Source organism: Providencia vermicola, assembly GCF_010748935.1.
Lineage (GTDB): Bacteria > Pseudomonadota > Gammaproteobacteria > Enterobacterales > Enterobacteriaceae > Providencia > Providencia zhejiangensis.
In genome coordinates, this window is record NZ_CP048796.1 from 2,509,551 (window position 1) to 2,530,306 (window position 20,756).

16 protein-coding genes and 1 pseudogene are annotated in these 20,756 nt (G+C 42.4%); 10 read left to right on the plus strand and 7 right to left on the minus strand.

Going from position 1 to position 20,756, the window contains the following annotated elements:
* The first annotated feature begins 42 nt into the window (after positions 1-42).
* From G3341_RS11210 to dauA, 3 genes are all read left to right on the plus strand, one after another.
* Entirely contained in the window at positions 43-1,377 is a 1,335-nt protein-coding gene (locus G3341_RS11210; RefSeq protein ID WP_163861905.1) for a phosphatase PAP2/dual specificity phosphatase family protein, read from the plus strand.
* 2 nt (positions 1,378-1,379) lie between these two features.
* A complete protein-coding gene (locus G3341_RS11215) occupies positions 1,380-1,787 on the plus strand; it encodes a hypothetical protein (protein ID WP_154623334.1) in 408 nt (135 codons plus the stop codon).
* Positions 1,788-2,025: 238 nt separating this feature from the next.
* Complete coding sequence (gene dauA / locus G3341_RS11220; protein WP_154623335.1) at positions 2,026-3,720, plus strand: C4-dicarboxylic acid transporter DauA; 1,695 nt, start codon at positions 2,026-2,028, stop codon at positions 3,718-3,720.
* 263 nt (positions 3,721-3,983) lie between these two features.
* Here the strand turns inward: dauA and G3341_RS11225 are convergent, their stop codons facing one another.
* Genes G3341_RS11225 through hemA form a run of 6 tightly spaced genes read right to left on the minus strand, consistent with a single transcriptional unit; the run spans position 3,984 to position 9,828 of the window.
* Positions 3,984-4,886: a TIGR01212 family radical SAM protein gene (locus G3341_RS11225; RefSeq protein WP_154623336.1), complete on the minus strand. Its 903-nt coding sequence runs from the start codon at positions 4,884-4,886 to the stop codon at positions 3,984-3,986.
* Between the two features lie 12 nt (positions 4,887-4,898).
* Positions 4,899-5,753 (minus strand): 3-deoxy-8-phosphooctulonate synthase, encoded by an 855-nt coding sequence (kdsA, locus tag G3341_RS11230; RefSeq protein WP_154623337.1) that lies wholly within the window; start codon positions 5,751-5,753, stop codon positions 4,899-4,901.
* A gap of 44 nt (positions 5,754-5,797) precedes the next feature.
* Positions 5,798-6,607: an invasion regulator SirB1 gene (gene sirB1 / locus G3341_RS11235; protein WP_154623338.1), complete on the minus strand. Its 810-nt coding sequence runs from the start codon at positions 6,605-6,607 to the stop codon at positions 5,798-5,800.
* Positions 6,607-7,452 carry a peptide chain release factor N(5)-glutamine methyltransferase gene (gene prmC / locus G3341_RS11240; protein WP_163861907.1) on the minus strand — a complete coding sequence of 282 codons (846 nt, stop codon included), beginning with the start codon at positions 7,450-7,452 and terminating at the stop codon, positions 6,607-6,609. The genes sirB1 and prmC overlap by 1 nt, the downstream gene beginning before the upstream one ends.
* Entirely contained in the window at positions 7,452-8,534 is a 1,083-nt protein-coding gene (gene prfA, locus G3341_RS11245) for a peptide chain release factor 1 (protein ID WP_163861910.1), read from the minus strand. Before prfA ends, prmC begins: the two co-directional genes overlap by 1 nt.
* A 31-nt stretch (positions 8,535-8,565) precedes the next feature.
* Positions 8,566-9,828 (minus strand): glutamyl-tRNA reductase, encoded by a 1,263-nt coding sequence (hemA, locus tag G3341_RS11250; RefSeq protein ID WP_154623341.1) that lies wholly within the window; start codon positions 9,826-9,828, stop codon positions 8,566-8,568.
* Positions 9,829-10,400: 572 nt separating this feature from the next.
* Between hemA and lolB the strand changes: the two genes are divergently transcribed.
* From lolB to prs, 3 genes are all read left to right on the plus strand, one after another.
* Positions 10,401-11,039, plus strand: a complete 639-nt coding sequence (gene lolB, locus G3341_RS11255; protein ID WP_375097495.1) for a lipoprotein insertase outer membrane protein LolB — start codon at positions 10,401-10,403, stop codon at positions 11,037-11,039.
* On the plus strand, positions 11,036-11,911 hold the full coding sequence (gene ispE, locus G3341_RS11260; RefSeq protein WP_163861914.1) for a 4-(cytidine 5'-diphospho)-2-C-methyl-D-erythritol kinase: 876 nt from the start codon (positions 11,036-11,038) through the stop codon (positions 11,909-11,911). Before lolB ends, ispE begins: the two co-directional genes overlap by 4 nt.
* Positions 11,912-11,975: 64 nt before the next feature.
* The gene (prs, locus tag G3341_RS11265; RefSeq protein ID WP_006661866.1) at positions 11,976-12,923 is read left to right on the plus strand and encodes a ribose-phosphate diphosphokinase; all 948 of its coding nucleotides are present in this window, start codon (positions 11,976-11,978) and stop codon (positions 12,921-12,923) included.
* Positions 12,924-13,574: 651 nt separating this feature from the next.
* On the opposite strand, the gene ychH is transcribed toward prs, so the two are convergent.
* Positions 13,575-13,847, minus strand: a complete 273-nt coding sequence (gene ychH / locus G3341_RS11270; RefSeq protein ID WP_154623230.1) for a stress-induced protein YchH — start codon at positions 13,845-13,847, stop codon at positions 13,575-13,577.
* A gap of 294 nt (positions 13,848-14,141) precedes the next feature.
* Between ychH and pth the strand changes: the two genes are divergently transcribed.
* The 4 genes and pseudogenes from pth (at position 14,142) to G3341_RS11295 (ending at position 20,756) form a co-directional block, all read left to right on the plus strand.
* Positions 14,142-14,732 carry an aminoacyl-tRNA hydrolase gene (gene pth, locus G3341_RS11275; RefSeq protein ID WP_163861917.1) on the plus strand — a complete coding sequence of 197 codons (591 nt, stop codon included), beginning with the start codon at positions 14,142-14,144 and terminating at the stop codon, positions 14,730-14,732.
* Positions 14,733-14,852: 120 nt separating this feature from the next.
* Positions 14,853-15,944: a redox-regulated ATPase YchF gene (ychF, locus tag G3341_RS11280; RefSeq protein ID WP_154622881.1), complete on the plus strand. Its 1,092-nt coding sequence runs from the start codon at positions 14,853-14,855 to the stop codon at positions 15,942-15,944.
* Between the two features lie 201 nt (positions 15,945-16,145).
* Positions 16,146-17,272, plus strand: a pseudogene (locus G3341_RS11285) (tyrosine-type recombinase/integrase); the annotation flags it as partial.
* 775 nt (positions 17,273-18,047) lie between these two features.
* Positions 18,048-20,756, plus strand: coding sequence for a DUF2345 domain-containing protein (locus tag G3341_RS11295; protein ID WP_154623084.1), 2,709 nt, complete (start codon positions 18,048-18,050; stop codon positions 20,754-20,756).

Genomic DNA, 20,756 nt, shown 5'->3' on the forward strand with positions numbered 1-20,756 from the left:
ACACAACAAAATGGACAAAAATGGACATAGATGGACAGACTAATGACAACCTCACATCAGCCTTTACCTCCTACTTCACGACGAAAAATTGGGTTATACGCTTTTATTTGGTTGCTCTTTTTAGCCCCTTTTTTCTTCCTTACCTATGGACAAGTTAATACTTATACTGCCACATTAACAAACGTCCCTTCTTACGTATATTCTTGGGAACAGCACATTCCTTTTTTATCTTGGACTATTATTCCTTATTGGAGTATTGACCTTTTTTATGGCCTATCTCTTTTTATGTGTACTTCATTAAGAGAACAAAAGATCCATGGAATCCGTTTAATAGTCGCGTCATTAACTGCTTGTATTGGTTTTCTATTATTCCCCTTAAAATTTAGCTTTTCTCGACCGGACACGAGTGGAATAGCCGGTTGGATGTTTGAGAGCCTTGAATTATTTGATCTTCCCTATAACCAAGCGCCCTCATTACACATTATTTTATTATGGCTATTATGGTTACGCTTTCGTGCTCATACCCCAACAAAATGGCGGTGGTTACTGCATGGCTGGTCACTATTCATATTAGTTTCTGTCCTCACAACATGGCAGCACCATTTTATTGATGTCATCACTGGCTTTGCTGTTGGAATCCTGATCAGTTATTTTTTGCCAATCGACAGCAAGTGGCATTGGAACTACACAGGAAGCCGCCGCAGCTTAAAGATGACCATTAACTATGGCTTAGGTGCTATCACCTGCCTACTATTGGCTTTTATTATTCAAGGGGCTGCATGGCTATTTTTATGGCCTGCTATTGCCTTATTTATGGTTTCATTAGGTTATCTCGGGTGCGGTGCCTCCGTATTTCAAAAGACTCCCGAAGGCCAAATCTCCCCTTCCGCTTGGGTATTGCTTCTCCCTTACCGATTAATTGCTATTGCTACCTATCATTACTATGCAAAAGCATGTCGGCAACCCAGCCAAGTCAATGAACAACTTATTTTGGGAGGACGCCCACTGTATCATTTGTCAGCTCAGTCCGTTTTCGACATGACTTGCGAATGGCCTCGTAATTCTTATAGTCGCGGCTTAACTTACTGTAGCCAACCGCAAATAGATTTGTTACCACTGAGTGCCGCTGATATTGAACGAGCCATGTCGACAATGGATGCGCTAGCCCAAAATGGCGTGGTTTATGTCCATTGTAAACTCGGTTACTCACGTAGTGCGACAGTCGCCGTTGCATGGCTAGTCCATCGCCGTAGTGCTGTTAGCATTGAAGATGCCATTGAACAAGTCATGCGGGCTAGGCCACAAGTGATCCTCAATGCTGCAACTCTTGAGCAATTACATTATTGGTACCAACAGTATTATTCAAAGCGGGCGTAATTATGAGTCACTTATCCAATAAGCAATGTGGCGATGTAATGATTATTTTTACAGCAAGTTGGCGTTATTTATGTTGCGCATCATTACTCGCTTTTATTTGCCAACTAATCTTATTTATCGATTCATTTACACAGCATCTTTATTTCTTTTTAGGAACTGTCTTTTTTATTATTAGTCATTATTATATTTTTAGACTCAGTTTAGATAACCATCTCTTTAAAGTATTATACCAAACCCCCGATGCTCATCATTTTGACCTAGCTCTACAGTTTCTTTTCAAGAAAAATCAACATGCTTTGTCTATGGAACAGCGTTGGATTGGAACAAAAAAACTCTTCAACTACGCCCTTGTCTTTGTCATTAGTGCGTGGGGTTGGCTATTAATTTCAATATTGATGACTAATCAATAATTAAATTTAATTCATCAGCCGTGTTATTTAAAAACGGTTATCACAATAATATAAAATCTTAAGGATCCCTTTTTAGATAGTTCAATGCCGAATATTCGTAGGTTTTTTTACTTTTGTCACTGTAAACGTTATGATAATTGCGAATTCATTGACACATAACAGACTTTTTTGTGTGAGTTCGGCGTATCCTTTGGTCTCTATTTTCCGTTATTTAACCCTGTTATTTTGGTGGGGTACAATGAGTACAAAAAAAATTAATCGTTTGCGCCCTTTTAGCGCTCTTATAGATTCATGTTGGAAAGAAAAATACACTTTTGCTCGTTTTATTAAAGATTTAATTGCAGGGATTACGGTTGGAATCATTGCTATTCCCTTAGCAATGGCGCTTGCTATTGCCAGTGGTGTTCCACCACAGTATGGCCTATATACTGCGGCCATAGCAGGTATTATTATCGCCATTACTGGTGGCTCACGTTATAGCGTTTCTGGGCCTACCGCTGCTTTCGTGGTGATCTTATATCCTGTTTCCCAACAATTCGGTTTAAGTGGGCTACTGGTTGCCACTTTAATGTCAGGAATTATTTTGCTGGCAATGGGATTTGCCCGTTTCGGTAAATTTATCGAATATATTCCTGTTTCTGTAACATTAGGCTTTACCTCTGGTATCGCCATCACTATTGCGACGATGCAAGTTAAAGATTTTTTTGGCTTGCAGATGGCCCATGTACCAGAAAACTATGTTGATAAAGTGGTTGCACTGGTCAATGCCTTACCAACATTGCAATACAGTGATACCTTGATCGGCATAATCACACTACTGGTACTGATTTACTGGCCAAAGCTGGGTTTAAAGTTACCGGGTCACTTACCAGCTTTAGTGGCTGGAACACTGGTTATGTGGGGTCTATCGCTGTTTGATAAACAAGTCGCGACCATTGGTTCCCAATTTAGTTACTTATTACCTGATGGGACTGAAGGTAATGGTATTCCACCTATTTTGCCTCAATTTATTTTACCTTGGGAGCTTCCCGGAAGTGCTCCTATTAGCTGGTCAATGATTACCGCCTTGATGCCTGCCGCTTTTTCCATGGCTGTGCTAGGTGCGATTGAGTCACTACTTTGTGCCGTGGTTCTGGATAATATGACCGGTAAAAAACACCATTCAAACAGTGAACTTATTGGACAAGGTTTTGGTAATATTGCCGCCCCATTCTTTGGTGGGATCACAGCAACCGCCGCGATTGCTCGTTCAGCGGCCAACGTCCGCGCGGGTGCCACTTCACCAATCTCTTCAGTCATTCATTCGCTATTAGTATTAATGACTTTATTAGTACTGGCACCAATGCTTTCTTACCTGCCTTTGGCTGCAATGTCATCCTTATTATTGATGGTCGCTTGGAATATGAGCTCAGCGCGAAAAGTCATTGACCTTATTCGTAGAGCACCTAAAGATGACATCATTGTTTTACTTCTGTGTATGTCTTTAACGGTTCTATTTGATATGGTTATTGCTATCACAGTAGGGATTGTTCTTGCCTCTTTATTGTTTATGCGCCGTATCGCGAATATGACCCGAATTAGTGAGCTACCGGAAACCGATGAAACAAAAAGTCGTTTAGTCGTACGCGTCAATGGCCCCTTATTTTTTGCTGCGGCAGAACGTATTTTTGATGAATTAAGAGTCAAAAGTGAAGGTTATGAAACGATCGTTATGCAATGGGATGCCGTTCCTGTACTTGATGCCGGTGGTTTAGAAGCATTCCAGAAGTTTATCGACCTAGTAAAAAAAGATACTCACATTGTTATTTGTGATATTCCATTCCAGCCATTAAAAACTTTGGCCCGTGCACGTGTAACGCCGATTGAAGGCGTACTGAGTTTCCATAACTCTATTGATAAAGCGCTAGAAGAGTTAAATAATCCACAACACTAGGCTTAATAACTCGCCATTGCAGGTCAATGGCGAGTATGTCATTTGCGCATGATTAAGACGACATGCAGTCACTTTCATTGTGACACTGCAATTTTAAACTGAATTTATATTAACTATACATTTTTGCTTATTTATTAATAAGCTACATATAATTTGAAACAACTTGCCATCCTTAATCGCCCATCACACGATGTATCATGGATAACACAATGATCAGTCTCAATAATTAACATACTTAATCTTAGACGATACCAAGATAACGCCTATAGCGCAGAACCTTGACCGCCATTCGTCAACAAGTATTGATATAGGTGATTCATTCCCAACCAGCGGTTTTCACACCATTGAGGAGCCAATAACGTGGGTCGTCGCGCACTCGCACAGATACGATGATAAATAATATCGACTGGCGTATGCCGGATCATTTCTCCCGCAATGTGTGTGTAATCATCTAATGCAATCGGCTCTATACGTCCTGCAAGCCAGCTTTTTGCCATAATACTACCATCAACAATATGCAACGGGTGTAATTTAATACCATCAGTACCGCAATCCAGTACCTTTTCTAAGGTTTGCATATTCATTTGCGCAGTTTCATTGGGTAAACCACAAATAAGGTGGGTACAGACTTTGAGCCCCAGCTTCCGTGCCTTCACCGCTGTTTGTTGATATTCAGAAAAACCATGCCCTCGGTTAATACGATGCAATGTTTTATCATGCGCGGTTTGTAATCCTAGTTCTAACCAAATTTCATAACCTTGCTCACGATAACTGTTGAGTAAAGCTAAAACCTCATCAGGCACACAGTCAGGGCGTGTACCTACGCACAAGCCAACGATGTCAACCTGCTTCAGCGCTTCTTCATATAACTGTTTTAAGATACAAACTTCAGCATAAGTACTGGTATAAGCTTGAAAATAGGCAAGGTAGCGATTGGCTCGGGTGATCTTGGAGACTTGATGGCGAATTTGTTCACAAATAGATTGAGTTGATTGGCTTTCATCAGAAAAAGAGGCAACATGACAAAAAGTACAGCCACCGCGTCCTAGCGTTCCATCGCGATTCGGGCAATTAAAACCACCATGAAGCGTTATTTTATGGATTTTTTCACCGTAACGGCGCTGAAGATCAGCGCCGAACATGGTCACAACTTGGTTAAGCTGCATAATAGATTAGGATTAACGGCTAGTATCTAGCTCTGGAAAACTTTTCACTAACGAATCGATCGCTTGAACTTGCTGTAAGAATGGCTCTAATTTAGCCAAAGGCAATGCTGATGGGCCATCACAACGTGCATTATCTGGATCTGGATGCGCTTCAAGGAATAACCCAGCAAGACCAACCGCCATACCCGCTCTAGCGAGTTCAGCAACTTGAGCACGGCGACCACCTGACGCGGCTCCAAACGGGTCTCTGCATTGTAAGGAGTGCGTAACATCAAAAATGACAGGGCAACCATTTGATGCTTGCATCATAACGTTAAAGCCAAGCATATCAACAACTAAATTATCGTACCCAAAGTTAGAACCTCGGTCACATAAAATAATTTTGTCATTACCACCTTCAATGAACTTTTCAACAATATTGCCCATCTGACCAGGGCTAATGAATTGTGGTTTTTTAATGTTGATCACCGCGTCAGTTTTTGCCATTGCCGCAACAAGGTCTGTTTGACGGGCTAAAAAAGCAGGCAGTTGAATCACATCAACAACTTCTGCAACTGGTTGCGCTTGTGATGGTTCATGCACGTCAGTAATGATTTTCACACCAAAGGTTTCTTTCAATTCTTGAAAGATTTTCATTCCCTCTTCAAGGCCTGGGCCACGATATGAATGAATTGATGAACGGTTAGCTTTATCGAACGATGCCTTAAAGACATAAGGAATGCCTAATTTTTGTGTCACCGTCACATAATGTTCGCACACTTGCATTGCCATATCGCGGGACTCGAGGACATTCATTCCACCAAAAAGAACAAACGGAAGATCGTTTGCGACTTTGATATCGCCAATGCTGACCATTTTTTGTTGCATGCTGTTACCTTTCATATCGAGACAGTTTGCTGTCTGTGCATAAATTAATGTAACACTACTGGAAGATTATCTAATGAATATATCTGAATTTTAATCATTTCAGAAATAGGATCTTCTGGGCAGTGCTCAATAAAATAGTTTAAATCATTCAGTGCTACATGATTACAATCTAGATGTGCGAGAATTAATCCACGGTCACGAATTTCATAAGGATCTTCAGGGTCTAACGTTAATAATGTTTCACACACTTTTAACGCTAATTCCATTTTCTTCTCTTCCATTAAAGAGGCTTTTAGCGTGTCAAATAATTTACGGATGATCACACTATTTTCAGCCACATCGAGCTGGTCATCTTCTAGTTCAGAATAGGGATCAACCGTTCCTTTCATCCATAAATTTAGTGTATGCCAAGTTAGCGTTTCACCATTAACTGGATTAATAAACCATTGTGAGCCATCATTTTTTTGAGCTGATAATAACAGCTGTGTTGGAAATACCGCTGGTTCAATATCGATTTCTAGTTTTTCAGCGATATAAAGGAAAATCGAGCCTAATGAAACTGGTGTGCCTCGTTTGGAAGATAAAACTTTATCTAACCACAGCATATCAGATAGTGCATAAATGCCATCTGCCCCACCGAATTGCCATTGACGATAAAAAAGCATCAATAATTGGTTAATTTTACTTTCATTATCCGCTTTCACATCAATAGCAGTCTTAGCGGCCTCCACGAGACTATCCAACTGAGCCTGTACTTGCATAAGAGGAAAATCGACACGAATGCTTTGGGAGACAATCATAATACCTTCGCTCAAAGGTATTTTGTTAAATTCAATATTTGCTATGGTTTTCATTACCTTTCCACTGCTTTATTCCACTGCCCAAGCGTAATTCTATCTCTACCGCCATAATCTTGGCAGGTTTCGATATTGCTATAACCATACTGTTTGAACAACTCACGAACTGCCACATCTTGCTGCCATCCATGTTCAACAAGCAACCAACCCTGCTGGCTTAGGTATTCTCTCGATTTAGATACAATATGATCTAAATCTGCCAGTCCTTGATTATCTGCCACTAATGCAGTTAAAGGTTCAAATCTTACATCACCTTGTTGTAAATGGAGATCATTTTCATCGATATAAGGTGGATTGCTCACAATCATATCAAAATGTTGTGAAGAAAGTGAGGAAAACCAATTACTTTGTAAAAACTGCACATTATCAATGGCGAGACGTTGTTGGTTTCGTTGTGCTAAAGACACGGCCTCAGGGTTAAAATCAACACCAACAACTGAGCTATCTAAGCGTTCAGAAGCGAGCGCTAGCGCTATAGCCCCCGTTCCTGTACCGAGGTCAAGAATACGACAACTTTGAGGAGGTAGTCTTGATAAAGCCTGTTCAACAAGGCATTCAGTATCAGGACGCGGAATCAAAGTAGCTGGTGAGACAAATAAAGGCAAAGACCAGAATTCGCGCTCACCGATAATATAGGCAATGGGTTCACCTTGTTCACGGCGGCTCAATAATGCTTCGAGAGCTTGATACTCCTCGGGTGTTAAGGTCGTTTCTGCAAATGCAAAAATAAAACTACGACTCTGCCCTGTAATATGTTGGAGCAGAATTTCAGCATCTCGCTTCGCACTGTCACTGCTCGACAATCTCGCAACCGCTTGATTCACCCATTCGCCGTATTGCATTAGTCTTGCTCAGACAATGCAGAAAGTTGATCTGCTTGATATTCATTAATAATTGGCTGAATCAGCCCATCAAGTTTTCCTTCCATCACTTCATCTAAACGGTAAAGTGTCAGGTTGATACGATGATCCGTGACCCGACCTTGTGGGAAGTTATAAGTTCGAATACGGTCAGAACGATCACCCGAACCTAAAAGGTTACGGCGCTCTGAAGCTTCTGCTGCTTGACGTTTATCCATTTCAGCTTGTCGAATACGCGCACCTAATACAGACATCGCTTTGGCTTTGTTTTTATGTTGTGAACGCTCATCCTGACATTCAACCACAATGCCAGTTGGAATATGCGTAATACGGATTGCCGAATCGGTGGTGTTAACGTGCTGTCCACCCGCACCGGAAGAACGGAAGGTATCGATACGTAAATCAACTGGATTGATCTCTGGCAGTTCAGCCTCAGGCAATTCAGGAAGGATGGCCACTGTACAAGCTGAAGTATGGATACGTCCCTGAGATTCCGTTTCTGGCACACGCTGCACACGATGACCACCAGATTCGAATTTCAAGCGTCCATAAACACTCTCACCAGAAATCTTGGCGATAACCTCTTTATAGCCACCGTGTTCACCATCACTCGTGCTCATTAGCTCGACACGCCAACGGTTAGCTTCTGCATAACGGCTATACATACGGAATAAATCGCCGGCAAAAATAGCCGCTTCATCGCCGCCAGCTCCTGCGCGGATCTCTAAGAAGCAGTTATATTCGTCATCAGGATCTTTTGGCAGCAACAACAATTGTAATTGTTGTTCAAGCTCTTCATTGCGCTCTTTAGCTTCTTTCAGCTCTTCCTGAGCCATTTCTTTCATTTCAGGATCATCTAACATCATTTCTGCTGTTTCGATATCTTCCTGTACAGTTCGCCACGCTGAAAAACATTTAGCGACATCTGTCAGTTGAGCATACTCTTTTGAAAGGGCTCGGAAGCGCCCTTGATCAGCAATCACACCTGCATCGGCAAGGTGTGCTTGAATTTCTTCATAGCGTTCCTGTAATGCTTCCAGTTTTGCGACAATAGAAGGCTTCATTCGTTATATCAGACCCATAATTAAAATGTGGTTATTGATGGTTCAGCCCTAAGCTGTCCCTAAGTAGATTCAGACGTTCCATATCACCATCTCCAGCGGCTTGCTGTAAAGATTTAGTCGGTGCATGGATCAGGCGGTTGGTCAATTGTTGGGTAAGTTGTGTGATAACTTGTTCAGGGTCTGCACCCTGACTAATCGCCGCGAGTGCTTTTTCTGTCATACCCGCGCGGATTGCCTCAGCCTGCGCTCTGTAATCGCGAATTGTAGACACTGCGGCTTGCGAGCGCAACCAATCCATGAAATGGCTGCTTTCTTGTTCAACGATAAATTCCGCTTCAACCGCTGCTGCTTTACGCTGAGCTAAGTTTTGCTGAATAATCGACTCAAGGTCATCCACTGTATACAGATAAACATCCCTAAGCTTTTCAACATCGGGTTCAATATCGCGAGGAACCGCAATATCGATTAATAACATTGGCTTACTACGACGGATTTTCATTGCTCTTTCGACCATCCCTTTACCAATAATCGGTAATGGGCTTGCCGTTGAGCTGATAACAATATCCGCTTGCGCCAGCCGAGTATCAATGTCAGGTAGTGTGATCACCTCCGCATTAACCTCATTGGCTAATAGCTCAGCTCTTTCACGAGAACGGTTTGCTATCATCATTTTCTGTACACCATGTTCACGTAAGTGACGAGCCACTAATTCGATCGTTTCGCCCGCCCCTACTAACAATATATTCAGGTGTTTAAGTGACTCAAAGATTTGCCTTGCTAAAGTACAGGCAGCAAAAGCAACAGAAACCGCATTCGCACCGATCTCTGTTTCGGTACGAACACGTTTTGCGACAGAAAATGATTTTTGGAACAAACGCTCTAGTTCACTCGACAAAGAATGATTATCTTGTGAAAGTGCGAACGCTTTTTTGACCTGACCGAGAATTTGAGGTTCACCGAGAACTAAAGAATCTAAACCACTAGCCACTCGCATCAGATGGCTAACCGCGCGATCACCTTCGTGCCAATACAAGCTTGGTTTCAAATCATGATCGTTGATATCGTGAAACTCACATAACCACTGGATCAGTTGCTCTTGAGCACGCTCTTGTGATTCAAGACTCAAATACAGTTCGGTTCTATTACAGGTCGACAGCACGACGCCACCGCTAACTTGGGGCTGTTTTAGTAACTCCTCAAGTGCATGGTCAATTTTTTCTGGTCCGAAAGCCACTCGCTCACGCAAGGCCACCGGTGCCGTTTTATGATTGATGCCTAATGCTAATAGGGTCATTGTGCTTAACTACATTGCTCACATTGCTAATTATTTTTTCAGCAGTATAACCACACCACTGTTAATTGTTTACCCGCTATTGTAGATGATCTAGGCCACGCTTTCTATGGTCTACACGTAATGAAAACCATAAAGATGATCAACTCCTAACTTTTTCAGTACCAATGATGAAGAAGTTAGCCGATAACAATACTATTAGTCATGTTATTTTACACCGGATTATATTCGAGATGTACCATTTTTTTATTATATATATTAAGAAATTATCAATATTGATAATATATAGTGAGAATACGGTCACTTAACAGATCAAATCCATGATCACTCTCGTTTTCCTATTGTATAGATAGGCAAAACTTCTTCAATCCGATTGATAATTTGGTCGTTTTAACGCAATATTTCCGTTCCTTGTCGCGCTATTTTCTCTTTCCATGTTATCCATGACGATAATTTTCTCGATTGCGATAACAGAGATGCTTCGGCAAGAGTCACCATTATTGAAAGACGCGTTGTTATTTTTCACCCGATGATTTTTGAGAGTCGCTATGCAACTGTTTACTACTTGGTCTTTTCTGGGTCCTTCCTCCACTCGAGGCTTTTGGCGCTTATTACCACTTTCCTGTTTGTTGCTAACGGCGTGTGTCACCACAAAACAGACGACAACATCAGGTACTGGTTCCTCTGCGGATCCTGAATGGAAAGCTCACTTACAAGAAGTGAACGCGCTTCGGAATTACCAAACACGTGGCTCTTTTGTCTACGATGGTGGTCAAAGTAAAACCTATGCCAAATTCTTCTGGCAACAATACACACCTGAAAAATATCGCTTATTGTTAACAAACCCTCTGGGTAGCCGTGAGTTAGAACTCACCGTAGAACCCGATTTAGCGCGTCTGACGACAAAAGATGGACAAACTCATATGAGTGACGTGCCTTCAGAGTTGATTTATCAACTTACAGGCATGGAGATCCCTCTTGACGACCTAACAGCTTGGCTAACGGGCTCTCCGGGACGTGCGACAGAATATGAACTCGATGATAACCATTTACTCAAATCCGTCACCTTACAACAAGGTAATGGTGAAAAATGGCAGCTTAACTATCTTTCCTACGATACCAGCACTAAACCAATGTTACCAAGCAACCTTGAACTGAGTCAGGGTTCGCGCCTAATTAAGCTAAAAATGGATAGTTGGACCTTACAAAAATGACGTTAACATGGCCTTCACCTGCAAAATTAAATCTTTTTCTCTATATCACCGGTCGTAGAGCAGATGGCTACCATGAGCTACAAACGCTGTTTCAATTCCTCAATTATGGCGATGAGATTACGATAACCACTCGAGCTGACGATCAAATCAATCTACTCACCACCATGGCAGGTGTTGAGCCAGAAAAAAATCTAATCGTCAAAGCGGCTAAATTACTCCAATGCTATTGTCGTGATGTCCTTAACCTCTCCAAACCGCTGGGTGCTGATATTCACATTAATAAAATTTTGCCAATGGGCGGTGGTATCGGCGGTGGCTCGTCCAATGCGGCGACCGTGTTAATTGCTTTAAATGAACATTGGGCAACTGCAATTTCAGATGAAAACTTAGCCGAATTAGGTAAAAAACTCGGTGCGGACGTTCCGGTGTTTGTTCGAGGACACGCTGCTTTTGCGGAAGGCATTGGTGAAATTCTGACTCCAGCCACGCCTAAAGAGAAATGGTATCTGGTTGCTCACCCAGGAATTGAAATCTCAACCCCGATGATCTTCACAGATCCACAATTAAATAGAAATTCTCCAAAACGCCCACTACCCGCATTATTACTGGCTCCGTACGCAAATGATTGCGAACCAATTGCAAGAAAACGTTTTCGTGAGGTTGAACAGCTCGTTTCTTGGCTGTTAGAATATGCTCCGTCTCGCCTGACAGGAACAGGGGCTTGTGTTTTTTCTGAATTTGAAACGCAAGCCGATGCCCTAAAGGTGTTAAATAAAGCCCCATCGTGGGTGCATGGTTTCGTCGCTCAAGGAGTGAACGAATCGCCACTGCACAAGTTCCGCGCTGGGATAACCCGTGTATTGCACCAATAGTGACAAACTTAACTGTCTTATTGGTCAACAATATCTCTCTGGACGCAAGCCTGAGGTTTTTCTCGTGCCCGATATGAAGCTTTTTGCTGGTAACGCTACACCGGAACTAGCACAACGTGTTGCTAACCGCCTTTACACTAATCTTGGAGACGCGGCTGTTGGTCGTTTTAGCGACGGCGAAGTCAGTGTTCAAATTAATGAAAATGTTCGCGGTGGTGATATCTTTATCATCCAGTCAACCTGTGCACCTACCAATGATAACCTAATGGAATTGGTTGTTATGGTCGATGCGCTGCGCCGTGCATCTGCTGGTCGTATTACCGCTGTTATCCCTTACTTCGGTTATGCTAGACAGGATCGTCGCGTACGTTCTGCCCGTGTACCAATCACCGCTAAAGTTGTTGCCGATTTTCTGTCTAGTGTAGGTGTTGACCGTGTTCTCACCGTTGACCTACACGCTGAGCAGATCCAGGGCTTCTTTGATGTTCCTGTTGATAACGTGTTTGGTAGCCCTATCCTTCTGGAAGACATGCTCCAGAAAGATTTGGAAAACCCAATCGTTGTATCTCCAGACATCGGCGGCGTCGTACGCGCTAGAGCAATCGCGAAACTGTTAAATGACACTGATATGGCTATTATCGATAAACGTCGCCCACGTGCGAACGTTTCTCAGGTTATGCACATCATTGGTGACGTTTCTGGTCGTGACTGCATTTTAGTCGACGATATGATAGATACTGGTGGCACGCTGTGTAAAGCGGCTGAAGCGCTGAAAGAACGTGGTGCAAAACGCGTATTTGCTTACGCGACTCACCCGATTTTCTCAGGTAACGCCGTCGACAACATCAAAAATTCAGTTATTGATGAAGTCATTGTTTGTGACACAATTCCTCTTTCACCTGAAATTAAAGCGTTGAACAAAGTTCGTACGCTGACGCTTTCAGGCATGCTAGCCGAAGCAATTCGCCGTATTAGCAATGAAGAGTCAATTTCTGCGATGTTTGAGCACTAAGCATTATTAACGAGGTATAACTACCTCGTTTTTTCTATTTGCTCAGCAGCAGAACGTCATGATTTAAGTAGCGCCCCTACGCTTGATATTCAACCGTAGGGGCTTTATGTATTGTCATACAACAACGTTATTCCCTTACCTAACTCTGTTATTTATTGTTATCTACATCTTTCACTCACCGTCAATCTGAACTCAAATGAAAAAATAAAAAGATATTGATGATAACCTTGAGGCCATTCTTTATTGATAGGCTGTATTATCGCCTGTTTATTTCAACTGTTATGTCGCTTTTAACTATCACATAAAAGAAATAAAAATAGAGGTAGGAATAGCGTTGGTAATATACTGGGTTGCAATCAGAAGAAATGCGCAAAACAAATTCAGTGTGTTTCAGTCTATCTAAAGATAGTCATTAAATAATCAGCTACTCATACACCAATACACATAGTTGCCAATGCTCCAGTCATTATTACAGTAACATTCACTCAAAACATTGGTATTCAATCCACAAAATAATAGCGGGTCCCCAAATAATAAAGGTGCTGTAATCAGCACCCTTAGAAACGCTTAATTGACTTGAATACGTTATTTTACTTAATTCAATTTATTTAACACAATAATTCTAAATTGTATTAAATCAGACAAAATGACTTATGGATAGCGGTGATTATCACGGTTTGAATGGTTATAGTGTTTTATCAACCAGTAACGGTCGGCAACTTTGTCTCTTCCACCTAATCTTGCACCCGCCAGCCAAATCATAGCGCCGACAAAAATACCAAATAAAGACCCCATCGTAAGCATATCTGGTAAGTTAAGACTAAATACATGAGAAGATAAATTCAGCGCAATGCTTCCTATCATGACAATTAGACCCAACGCCATTAAAATATTACCAATTAAGAGAGCTGTTTTACGTTTCATATCTACCTCCCGTATCAGTAGATTGATAAGCAAAGCATGTTTGAAACTTCCGAAAAAATATATCTTTATGCTGTTATTATAGTGCATTAAGTAAAATTATTTGCGATGGCAATCACAGGGTTAGACTTTTTTCATTATTTCTGTACAAAAGATGCTTTTTATAAAAATATTTTACCCATAACTACATTTTATATTAAATCAGCCCGCATCAGCGCTATTTCAATTTTGTACATCTTCCCCTCTCAGGGTAAACTAGGCCTAATAATTGAATTAACTGACAGTGAACTATTAGCCGTGAGCAAAATAAAACTAATTGTTGGCCTTGCCAATCCTGGTGCTGAATACGCCCAAACTCGTCATAATGCTGGAGCATGGTATGTCGACCAGCTGGCAGAACGTCACCATCAATCCTTAAAAGAGGAAGCCAAGTTTTTTGGCTACACCGCCCGTATCAATTTGAATGGTCATGATGTACGACTCCTCGTTCCGACGACCTTCATGAATTTAAGTGGTAAAGCAGTTTTATCCATGGCTAATTTTTATCGCATCAATCCTGATGAAATTTTAGTCGCTCATGACGAATTAGATTTACTTCCAGGTGTTGCTAAGATGAAACTTGGCGGCAGTAACGGTGGTCATAACGGCTTGAAAGATATCCAAAACAAGTTCAGCAATAACCCTAATTTTTACCGCTTACGTATTGGTATCGGCCATCCAGGCGATAAAAATAAAGTGGTTGGTTTTGTTCTCGGCAAACCAACTGCTACGGAACAAAAGCTGATTGATGAAGCTATCGATGAATCATTACGCTGTACCGACATTTTACTCAGTGATGGAATGGATAAAGCAATAAACCGTCTGCATAGTTTTAAAGCGACAGCGTAAAATCAGCCTATACAAAGAGTTCATTTCATCAAAAACAACTTTTTGTGTATAATCAGCGCCAATTTTCTAACATTCAGGGCAGCACTCGCCTGCCCCTTGCTATTTTAAGGTGAGAAACATATGGGTTTTAAATGCGGTATCGTTGGTCTGCCTAACGTGGGTAAATCCACACTGTTTAATGCGTTGACCAAAGCCGGCATCGAAGCAGCCAACTTTCCTTTCTGTACGATTGAGCCGAACACAGGTGTTGTGCCAATGCCAGACCCACGTCTTGATCAATTGGCTGAGATTGTAAAACCACAACGCATTTTACCCACTACGATGGAATTCGTTGATATCGCTGGTTTGGTTAAAGGTGCATCAAAGGGTGAAGGTTTAGGTAACCAATTTCTAACTAACATCCGTGAAACGGAAGCCATCGGGCATGTTGTTCGTTGCTTTGAAAATGACAATATTATTCACGTTGCGGGTCAAGTAAACCCAGCGGAAGATATTGATGTTATTAATACTGAGTTGGCTCTCGCTGATCTTGATACCTGCGAACGAGCGATCCATCGTATTCAAAAACGCGCCAAAGGCGGTGATAAAGATGCGAAAGCGGAACTCGAAGTTCTGGAAAAATGTTTGCCGCACCTTGAAAAAGCCGGCATGTTAAGAACTTTAGACCTTAGCACTGAAGACAAAGCAGCCATCCGTTACTTAAGTTTTTTAACGCTCAAGCCAACGATGTATATTGCAAACGTGAATGAAGATGGCTTTGAAAATAACCCATATCTTGACACGGTATATAAGATCGCTGAAGCAGAAGGCTCTGTCGTTGTTCCTGTTTGTGCTGCAATCGAGTCAGATATCGCTGAACTTGAAGATGAAGAACGTGATGAATTTATGGCAGATTTGGGAATTGAAGAACCCGGACTGAATCGCGTGATCCGTGCAGGTTATGAATTATTGAATCTTCAAACCTACTTCACCGCGGGCGTAAAAGAAGTTCGAGCTTGGACCATTCCTGTTGGCGCAACTGCACCTCAAGCGGCAGGCAAAATTCACACAGATTTCGAGAAAGGCTTTATTCGCGCTCAAACCATCGCATTTGATGATTTTATTAAATATCGCGGTGAGCAAGGAGCAAAAGAAGCCGGTAGAATGCGTGCTGAAGGTAAAGATTACATTGTCCAAGACGGCGATGTATTAAACTTCTTGTTTAATGTGTAAGCCTATACTCTAGTTTTAGATTGTCCCATTAAGCATCATTTAAAAACAGCATAAAATTCATAATATTACTATGGTTTTATGCTGTTTAATGTCTCACTGAATTTCATGAAAACTCACACCTAAATAAGTATATTGCTTATTTATCTTCTCTTTTTTCAGTGAGTATAATTATATAAATCCACATAATTACTTGAATTTATTATATTTACTGCCACAAAATACAGAACAGCAAAATCTAAAGAAAAACTTTCCGTATCAATGACTTCAACGGTTTGTACCTTGAAGTGATACCTAATGGTAAAAAAGCTGGCAGTTTCATTTTCAAATAAATGGAAAATCGAGCATGCTGGCATTAGGCAACTACCCATTGGTAACACTAGCTGAAGCCAGCTCTAAATGTGATGGATGCTAGAAAACTCGTCTCAGCAGGGATTAATCCAATACAAGCTAAGCAACTAGATAAGATCAGAAAAGCGAACGAATCTGCAAATACATTTCAAATCATCGCAAAAGAATGGTTGCAAATGAAAGATTGGGCTGATGTGACCAAATACCGTCGCCTTTGATATGTTGGAGCGCATGTATTTCCTTCTATCGGTGCATTACCAATAAGAGAAATTACATCTCACCATATTCTCAAAATATTGCAGCGTGAAGTTCAAAGAGGCGCTCCAACGGTTGCTGCTGAAGCTAAACGAACGATATCCGTGATTTTTGAATTTGCGGTTGCCACATTAAGAGCTGATAGTGAGCCAGTATGGGCAATAAGAAAAGCTCTCCCAGCAAACAAAACACAACATAAAAAAGCCCTCACTACGGATCAAATAGGTCAACTACTCAGTAACTTTGATAATAGCCGCGGCACCTTTCAACTGAACTATTGTATGTGGTTAATGTGGTGGACGCTTTCTCGTCCATCTGAAGTCGCTGAGGCGGAATGGTCTGAATTCGATCTTGATAATGCGCTTTGGACTATTCCAGCTGAGCGTATGAAAGCACGAAGAGAACATATTGTTCCTCTGCCTACACAAGCTATTACGATTCTAAAATCTCTTTATGGTTTTACTGGTAACCGTAAACATTTATTTCCCGATCGTGATTCTTGCCATAAACCAATGTCTACTAACTCACTAAGGCAATTTCTCAAAACGAGAGGTTGGAGTGGTATATATAGCCCTCATACGATACGCACAACAGGCAGCACACGATTAAATGAGCTTGGATATAGACCTGATGCTATAGAAGCACAATTAGCCCATATGGACTCAAATAGCGTTAGACGTTCATATAACCATGCAACTTATCTTGAAGAGTGCAAAATCATGATATTACCACTGGATACGCAATCCCTAGAATACCGTTGCTTGATTCAGGCTATCGTCTGGCAACGAATCGTGGTTTGGGTCGAGGAAATCGAAGTTGAAGGCGGTACAACCAATATATTGAAATCTGTCTCACCATTTGAATACCTGATTGATACGCACAGCGATGACATTTATCGAGATACGCTCCGCAACAATGCCAGTTCTTACCGTTTTCTAGCCACCCTGCGCCCTGAAACCCCATTAGACGTATTAAGGCAACATGGACGCATTAGTTATCAACCCTGCCGGAAGCTACCTTGTATATCACAAGAAGAATGGCAAGGTTTATGGGTGCCGAATGAGGATGGATGGGAAAGCCTATATGAGAAAAATATTCATCAACCAAAAGGGATTGGTGAGTGGCATGATTTACCTCATAAAAGTATGAAGCCATTGGTGCATGGGCTGCAAGAGGATGGCGGAGATTATTTGCGATATTTGATTTATTGGAAAAGCCAGTGCCAATAATCAAAAAATATGGCACATCACGGAAAACACGCCTATTCCCCAAGGAGGTCTAACCGCTTCCTTTTTATATTCTTTGCTGAATCCGACTAACGCTTTATCTCACCCAGATAAATCCTATTCATCACCTATTATTCAATATTGTTTCACATTCAATTTGTCTTTATGCGCAGTAATCCGTTATCTTAACGTAAATTACTTAACATTAAAGTGGGTAACCTCACTCGCGGCTTATTGTATTTTCGGTTACCACGGTGGACACAAAGGAAATAAGATGAGCTTAATGGATAATGCACTACGACCTTTTTTATCCCATAATCGCTACCAGCTTGCTGTACAAGGTTGCCAGACCCACTTAGATGTTGAGCACTTCACGGGACGTGAAGCCATTAGCGAAACGTACCGTTATCAGATTACCTTTACTTCCACAGAGAAAAACCTGCAAGCGCCACAGTTTCTTCGCCGCAGTGCTGATTTTACCTTTTCGTCACCCACTCCACCGCTGGCTGCGCTGAACACACTGACTGAACCGCAAAAACGTGTTCATGGCGTGATCACCCACTTCAAGCGGCTGTCTGGCTCCGCTGATGAAGCACAATACCAAATTGTGATAGAGCCATTTGTCTCTCTATTACGTCATCAAATGCGCTCTCACCGTTTTTTCTTAAATAAATCCGTGCCGGACGTCATTGACCTCATTTTGCGTGAGCATGACATGAAAGGCTGGGAGTTTGAATTTCATTTGCAGCGCCAATACCCCAAGCGAGAGCAAATTAACCAAATCAATGAGAGTGATTGGCAGTTTATTGAACGCCTGTTAAGTGAAGTGGGGATTTTCTATTCGTTCAGCTTGCAGCCGGATACCAAAACCGAAGTCATTCATTTTGGGGATAGCCAACGTGCGTATGTGTATGATTTGCAGCTCCCGTTAAACAGTCCTTCTGGCATGAATGATAATGGCGTGGAGAGTGTGTGGGGATTATCGCTGCGTCATCAAGTGGTGGAGCGTAGTGTGACCACCAAAGATTACAATCACCGCCAAGCAATGCAAACCTTGCAATCCATTGAAACGGACATGACCCGAGGCAATGGCGACGACATCAATTATGGTGATGTGTACCATTATCAAGCTCGCCACCTTGAGCGCGGTGAGAAGTACCAACCTGAAACGGAAACCGCTCACTTTTGGTCACGCCTTGACCATGAGCGTTTTCTGGCTCGTCAGACTCAGTTGCACGGTAAAAGTAACTCACCGATGCTAACGCCATTATTGGTGCTCAAAATTACCGATAACCAACTGCCTTCAACATTACCGTCTGACTTTCAATCTGAAATCTTAATCACACGCTTGCGATTTTCAGGTAGCCGCAGCAATGCCTTAGTCGTGCAGTTTGATGCAACGTCGTACACCGAAACTTTGTGCTGGCGACCAGCTCTCAAACCTCGCCCCGTGATTGCAGGCACATTGATGGCGCGTATTACCAGTGCCAAATCCCACGATATTTACGCTCATCAAAACGAACACGGTTTTTATTGGGTGAAATTCGATGCCGACCGTGATGAAAAACCGACGGGGTATGAAAGTATGCCCGTACGACTGGCGAAACCGTACGCAGGCGATACCTACGGCATGCACTTCCCGTTAATCCAAGGAACAGAGGTTGCCATTGCCTTCCATGAGGGTGACCCAGACCGACCGTATATCGCCCATGCGTTACATGATTCACATCGTCCCGACCACATCACTGACAAAAATAATACCCGCAATGTCATTCGTACCCCTGCGAATAATAAGCTACGCATGGAAGACAAACGCGGGGAAGAACACATCAAATTCAGCACCGAATACGGTGGCAAATCCCAACTCAATTTAGGGCATCTGGTTAATCAAGGGCGTGAAAAGCGCGGTGATGGCTTTGAGCTGCGAACCGACAGCTGGGGGGCGATACGTGCGGGGAAAGGGCTGTTTATCAGCACCGATTTACGCACTAAAGCCTCTTCAGAACAACTGGATATGCGCGAAGCCAAGCAACAACTGGATGATGCGTTGAACCTAGTGAGCTCCCTACGGGAAGCAGCCGAAGTCGCAAAAGCAGAGCTGGCAGACATGAAAGCTCAGCAACGCTTATTAACTGAGTCCATCAACGAATTGCAGCAGGCAGCGTTATTGCTTAGTGCGCCAGCAGGTATTGCCTTAACCTCACCCAAAACCGTACAGGCTCACAGCGGTGAAAACATTACCCTGACGGCCAATAAACAGGCAGATATCTCAGTCGGTAAAAAAATCACCTTAGCCGCAGGCCAAGCCATCAGCTTATTTGCTCATACCCTAGGAATCAAAGCCTTTGCAGCAAAAGGCAAGGTAGAACTTCAAGCCCAAAGCGATGAAATGCACCTCACGTCACTCAAGGACATGACCGTCACCAGTACCGGCGGTAAAACCGTCGTTGCCGCTAAAGATGAACTGCTATTGACCTGTGGTGGCGCCTATATTCGATTAAAAGGCGGGCAGATAGAGTACGGTAGCCCCAATAACCAAACGGTGAAAGCCACTAATTGGGTGGTTGAAGGACCGGCGTCTATGGATGTCACTCACCCGCAATACCCGCAATCGATGCCAAAACAAACCTTGCGTTTTCAACTGAGCTCCTCACCACAAAGCCCGATGAAGGCGCGTGCATTTGAGCCGTATGAACTGTATGCCAATGGAGCACTGATTTTAAAAGGTATGAGTGATGCGCAAGGTAATGTCCAAATTGACCATGATATTCCCACAGATAGCTATCAACTGTACCTACTCAGTGGGGATCGTTATGACATTACAGTGCCACCACCTGCTGAAGATGATGACAGTAACGAGCCTACAGTCAATATTGGATTTAGACCAAGCGCACCTAGCCAAGAGCGTGAAAATGCACGCATTGGCGATGCATGGGGCCAAAACCTTTCAGAGTTTTTAACCGCATTCAAAAAGGATAAGTAA

Coding starts and splice junctions, on each gene's coding strand:
- ispE (WP_163861914.1), top strand. CDS start 11,036: ATGACGTTAACATGGCCTTCACCTGCAAAATTAAATCTTTTTCTCTAT.
- G3341_RS11215 (WP_154623334.1), top strand. CDS start 1,380: ATGAGTCACTTATCCAATAAGCAATGTGGCGATGTAATGATTATTTTT.
- prmC (WP_163861907.1), bottom strand. CDS start 7,452: ATGCAATACGGCGAATGGGTGAATCAAGCGGTTGCGAGATTGTCGAGC.
- ychF (WP_154622881.1), top strand. CDS start 14,853: ATGGGTTTTAAATGCGGTATCGTTGGTCTGCCTAACGTGGGTAAATCC.
- G3341_RS11295 (WP_154623084.1), top strand. CDS start 18,048: ATGAGCTTAATGGATAATGCACTACGACCTTTTTTATCCCATAATCGC.
- dauA (WP_154623335.1), top strand. CDS start 2,026: ATGAGTACAAAAAAAATTAATCGTTTGCGCCCTTTTAGCGCTCTTATA.
- hemA (WP_154623341.1), bottom strand. CDS start 9,828: ATGACCCTATTAGCATTAGGCATCAATCATAAAACGGCACCGGTGGCC.
- prfA (WP_163861910.1), bottom strand. CDS start 8,534: ATGAAGCCTTCTATTGTCGCAAAACTGGAAGCATTACAGGAACGCTAT.
- kdsA (WP_154623337.1), bottom strand. CDS start 5,753: ATGCAACAAAAAATGGTCAGCATTGGCGATATCAAAGTCGCAAACGAT.
- ychH (WP_154623230.1), bottom strand. CDS start 13,847: ATGAAACGTAAAACAGCTCTCTTAATTGGTAATATTTTAATGGCGTTG.
- G3341_RS11225 (WP_154623336.1), bottom strand. CDS start 4,886: ATGCAGCTTAACCAAGTTGTGACCATGTTCGGCGCTGATCTTCAGCGC.
- G3341_RS11210 (WP_163861905.1), top strand. CDS start 43: ATGACAACCTCACATCAGCCTTTACCTCCTACTTCACGACGAAAAATT.
- sirB1 (WP_154623338.1), bottom strand. CDS start 6,607: ATGAAAACCATAGCAAATATTGAATTTAACAAAATACCTTTGAGCGAA.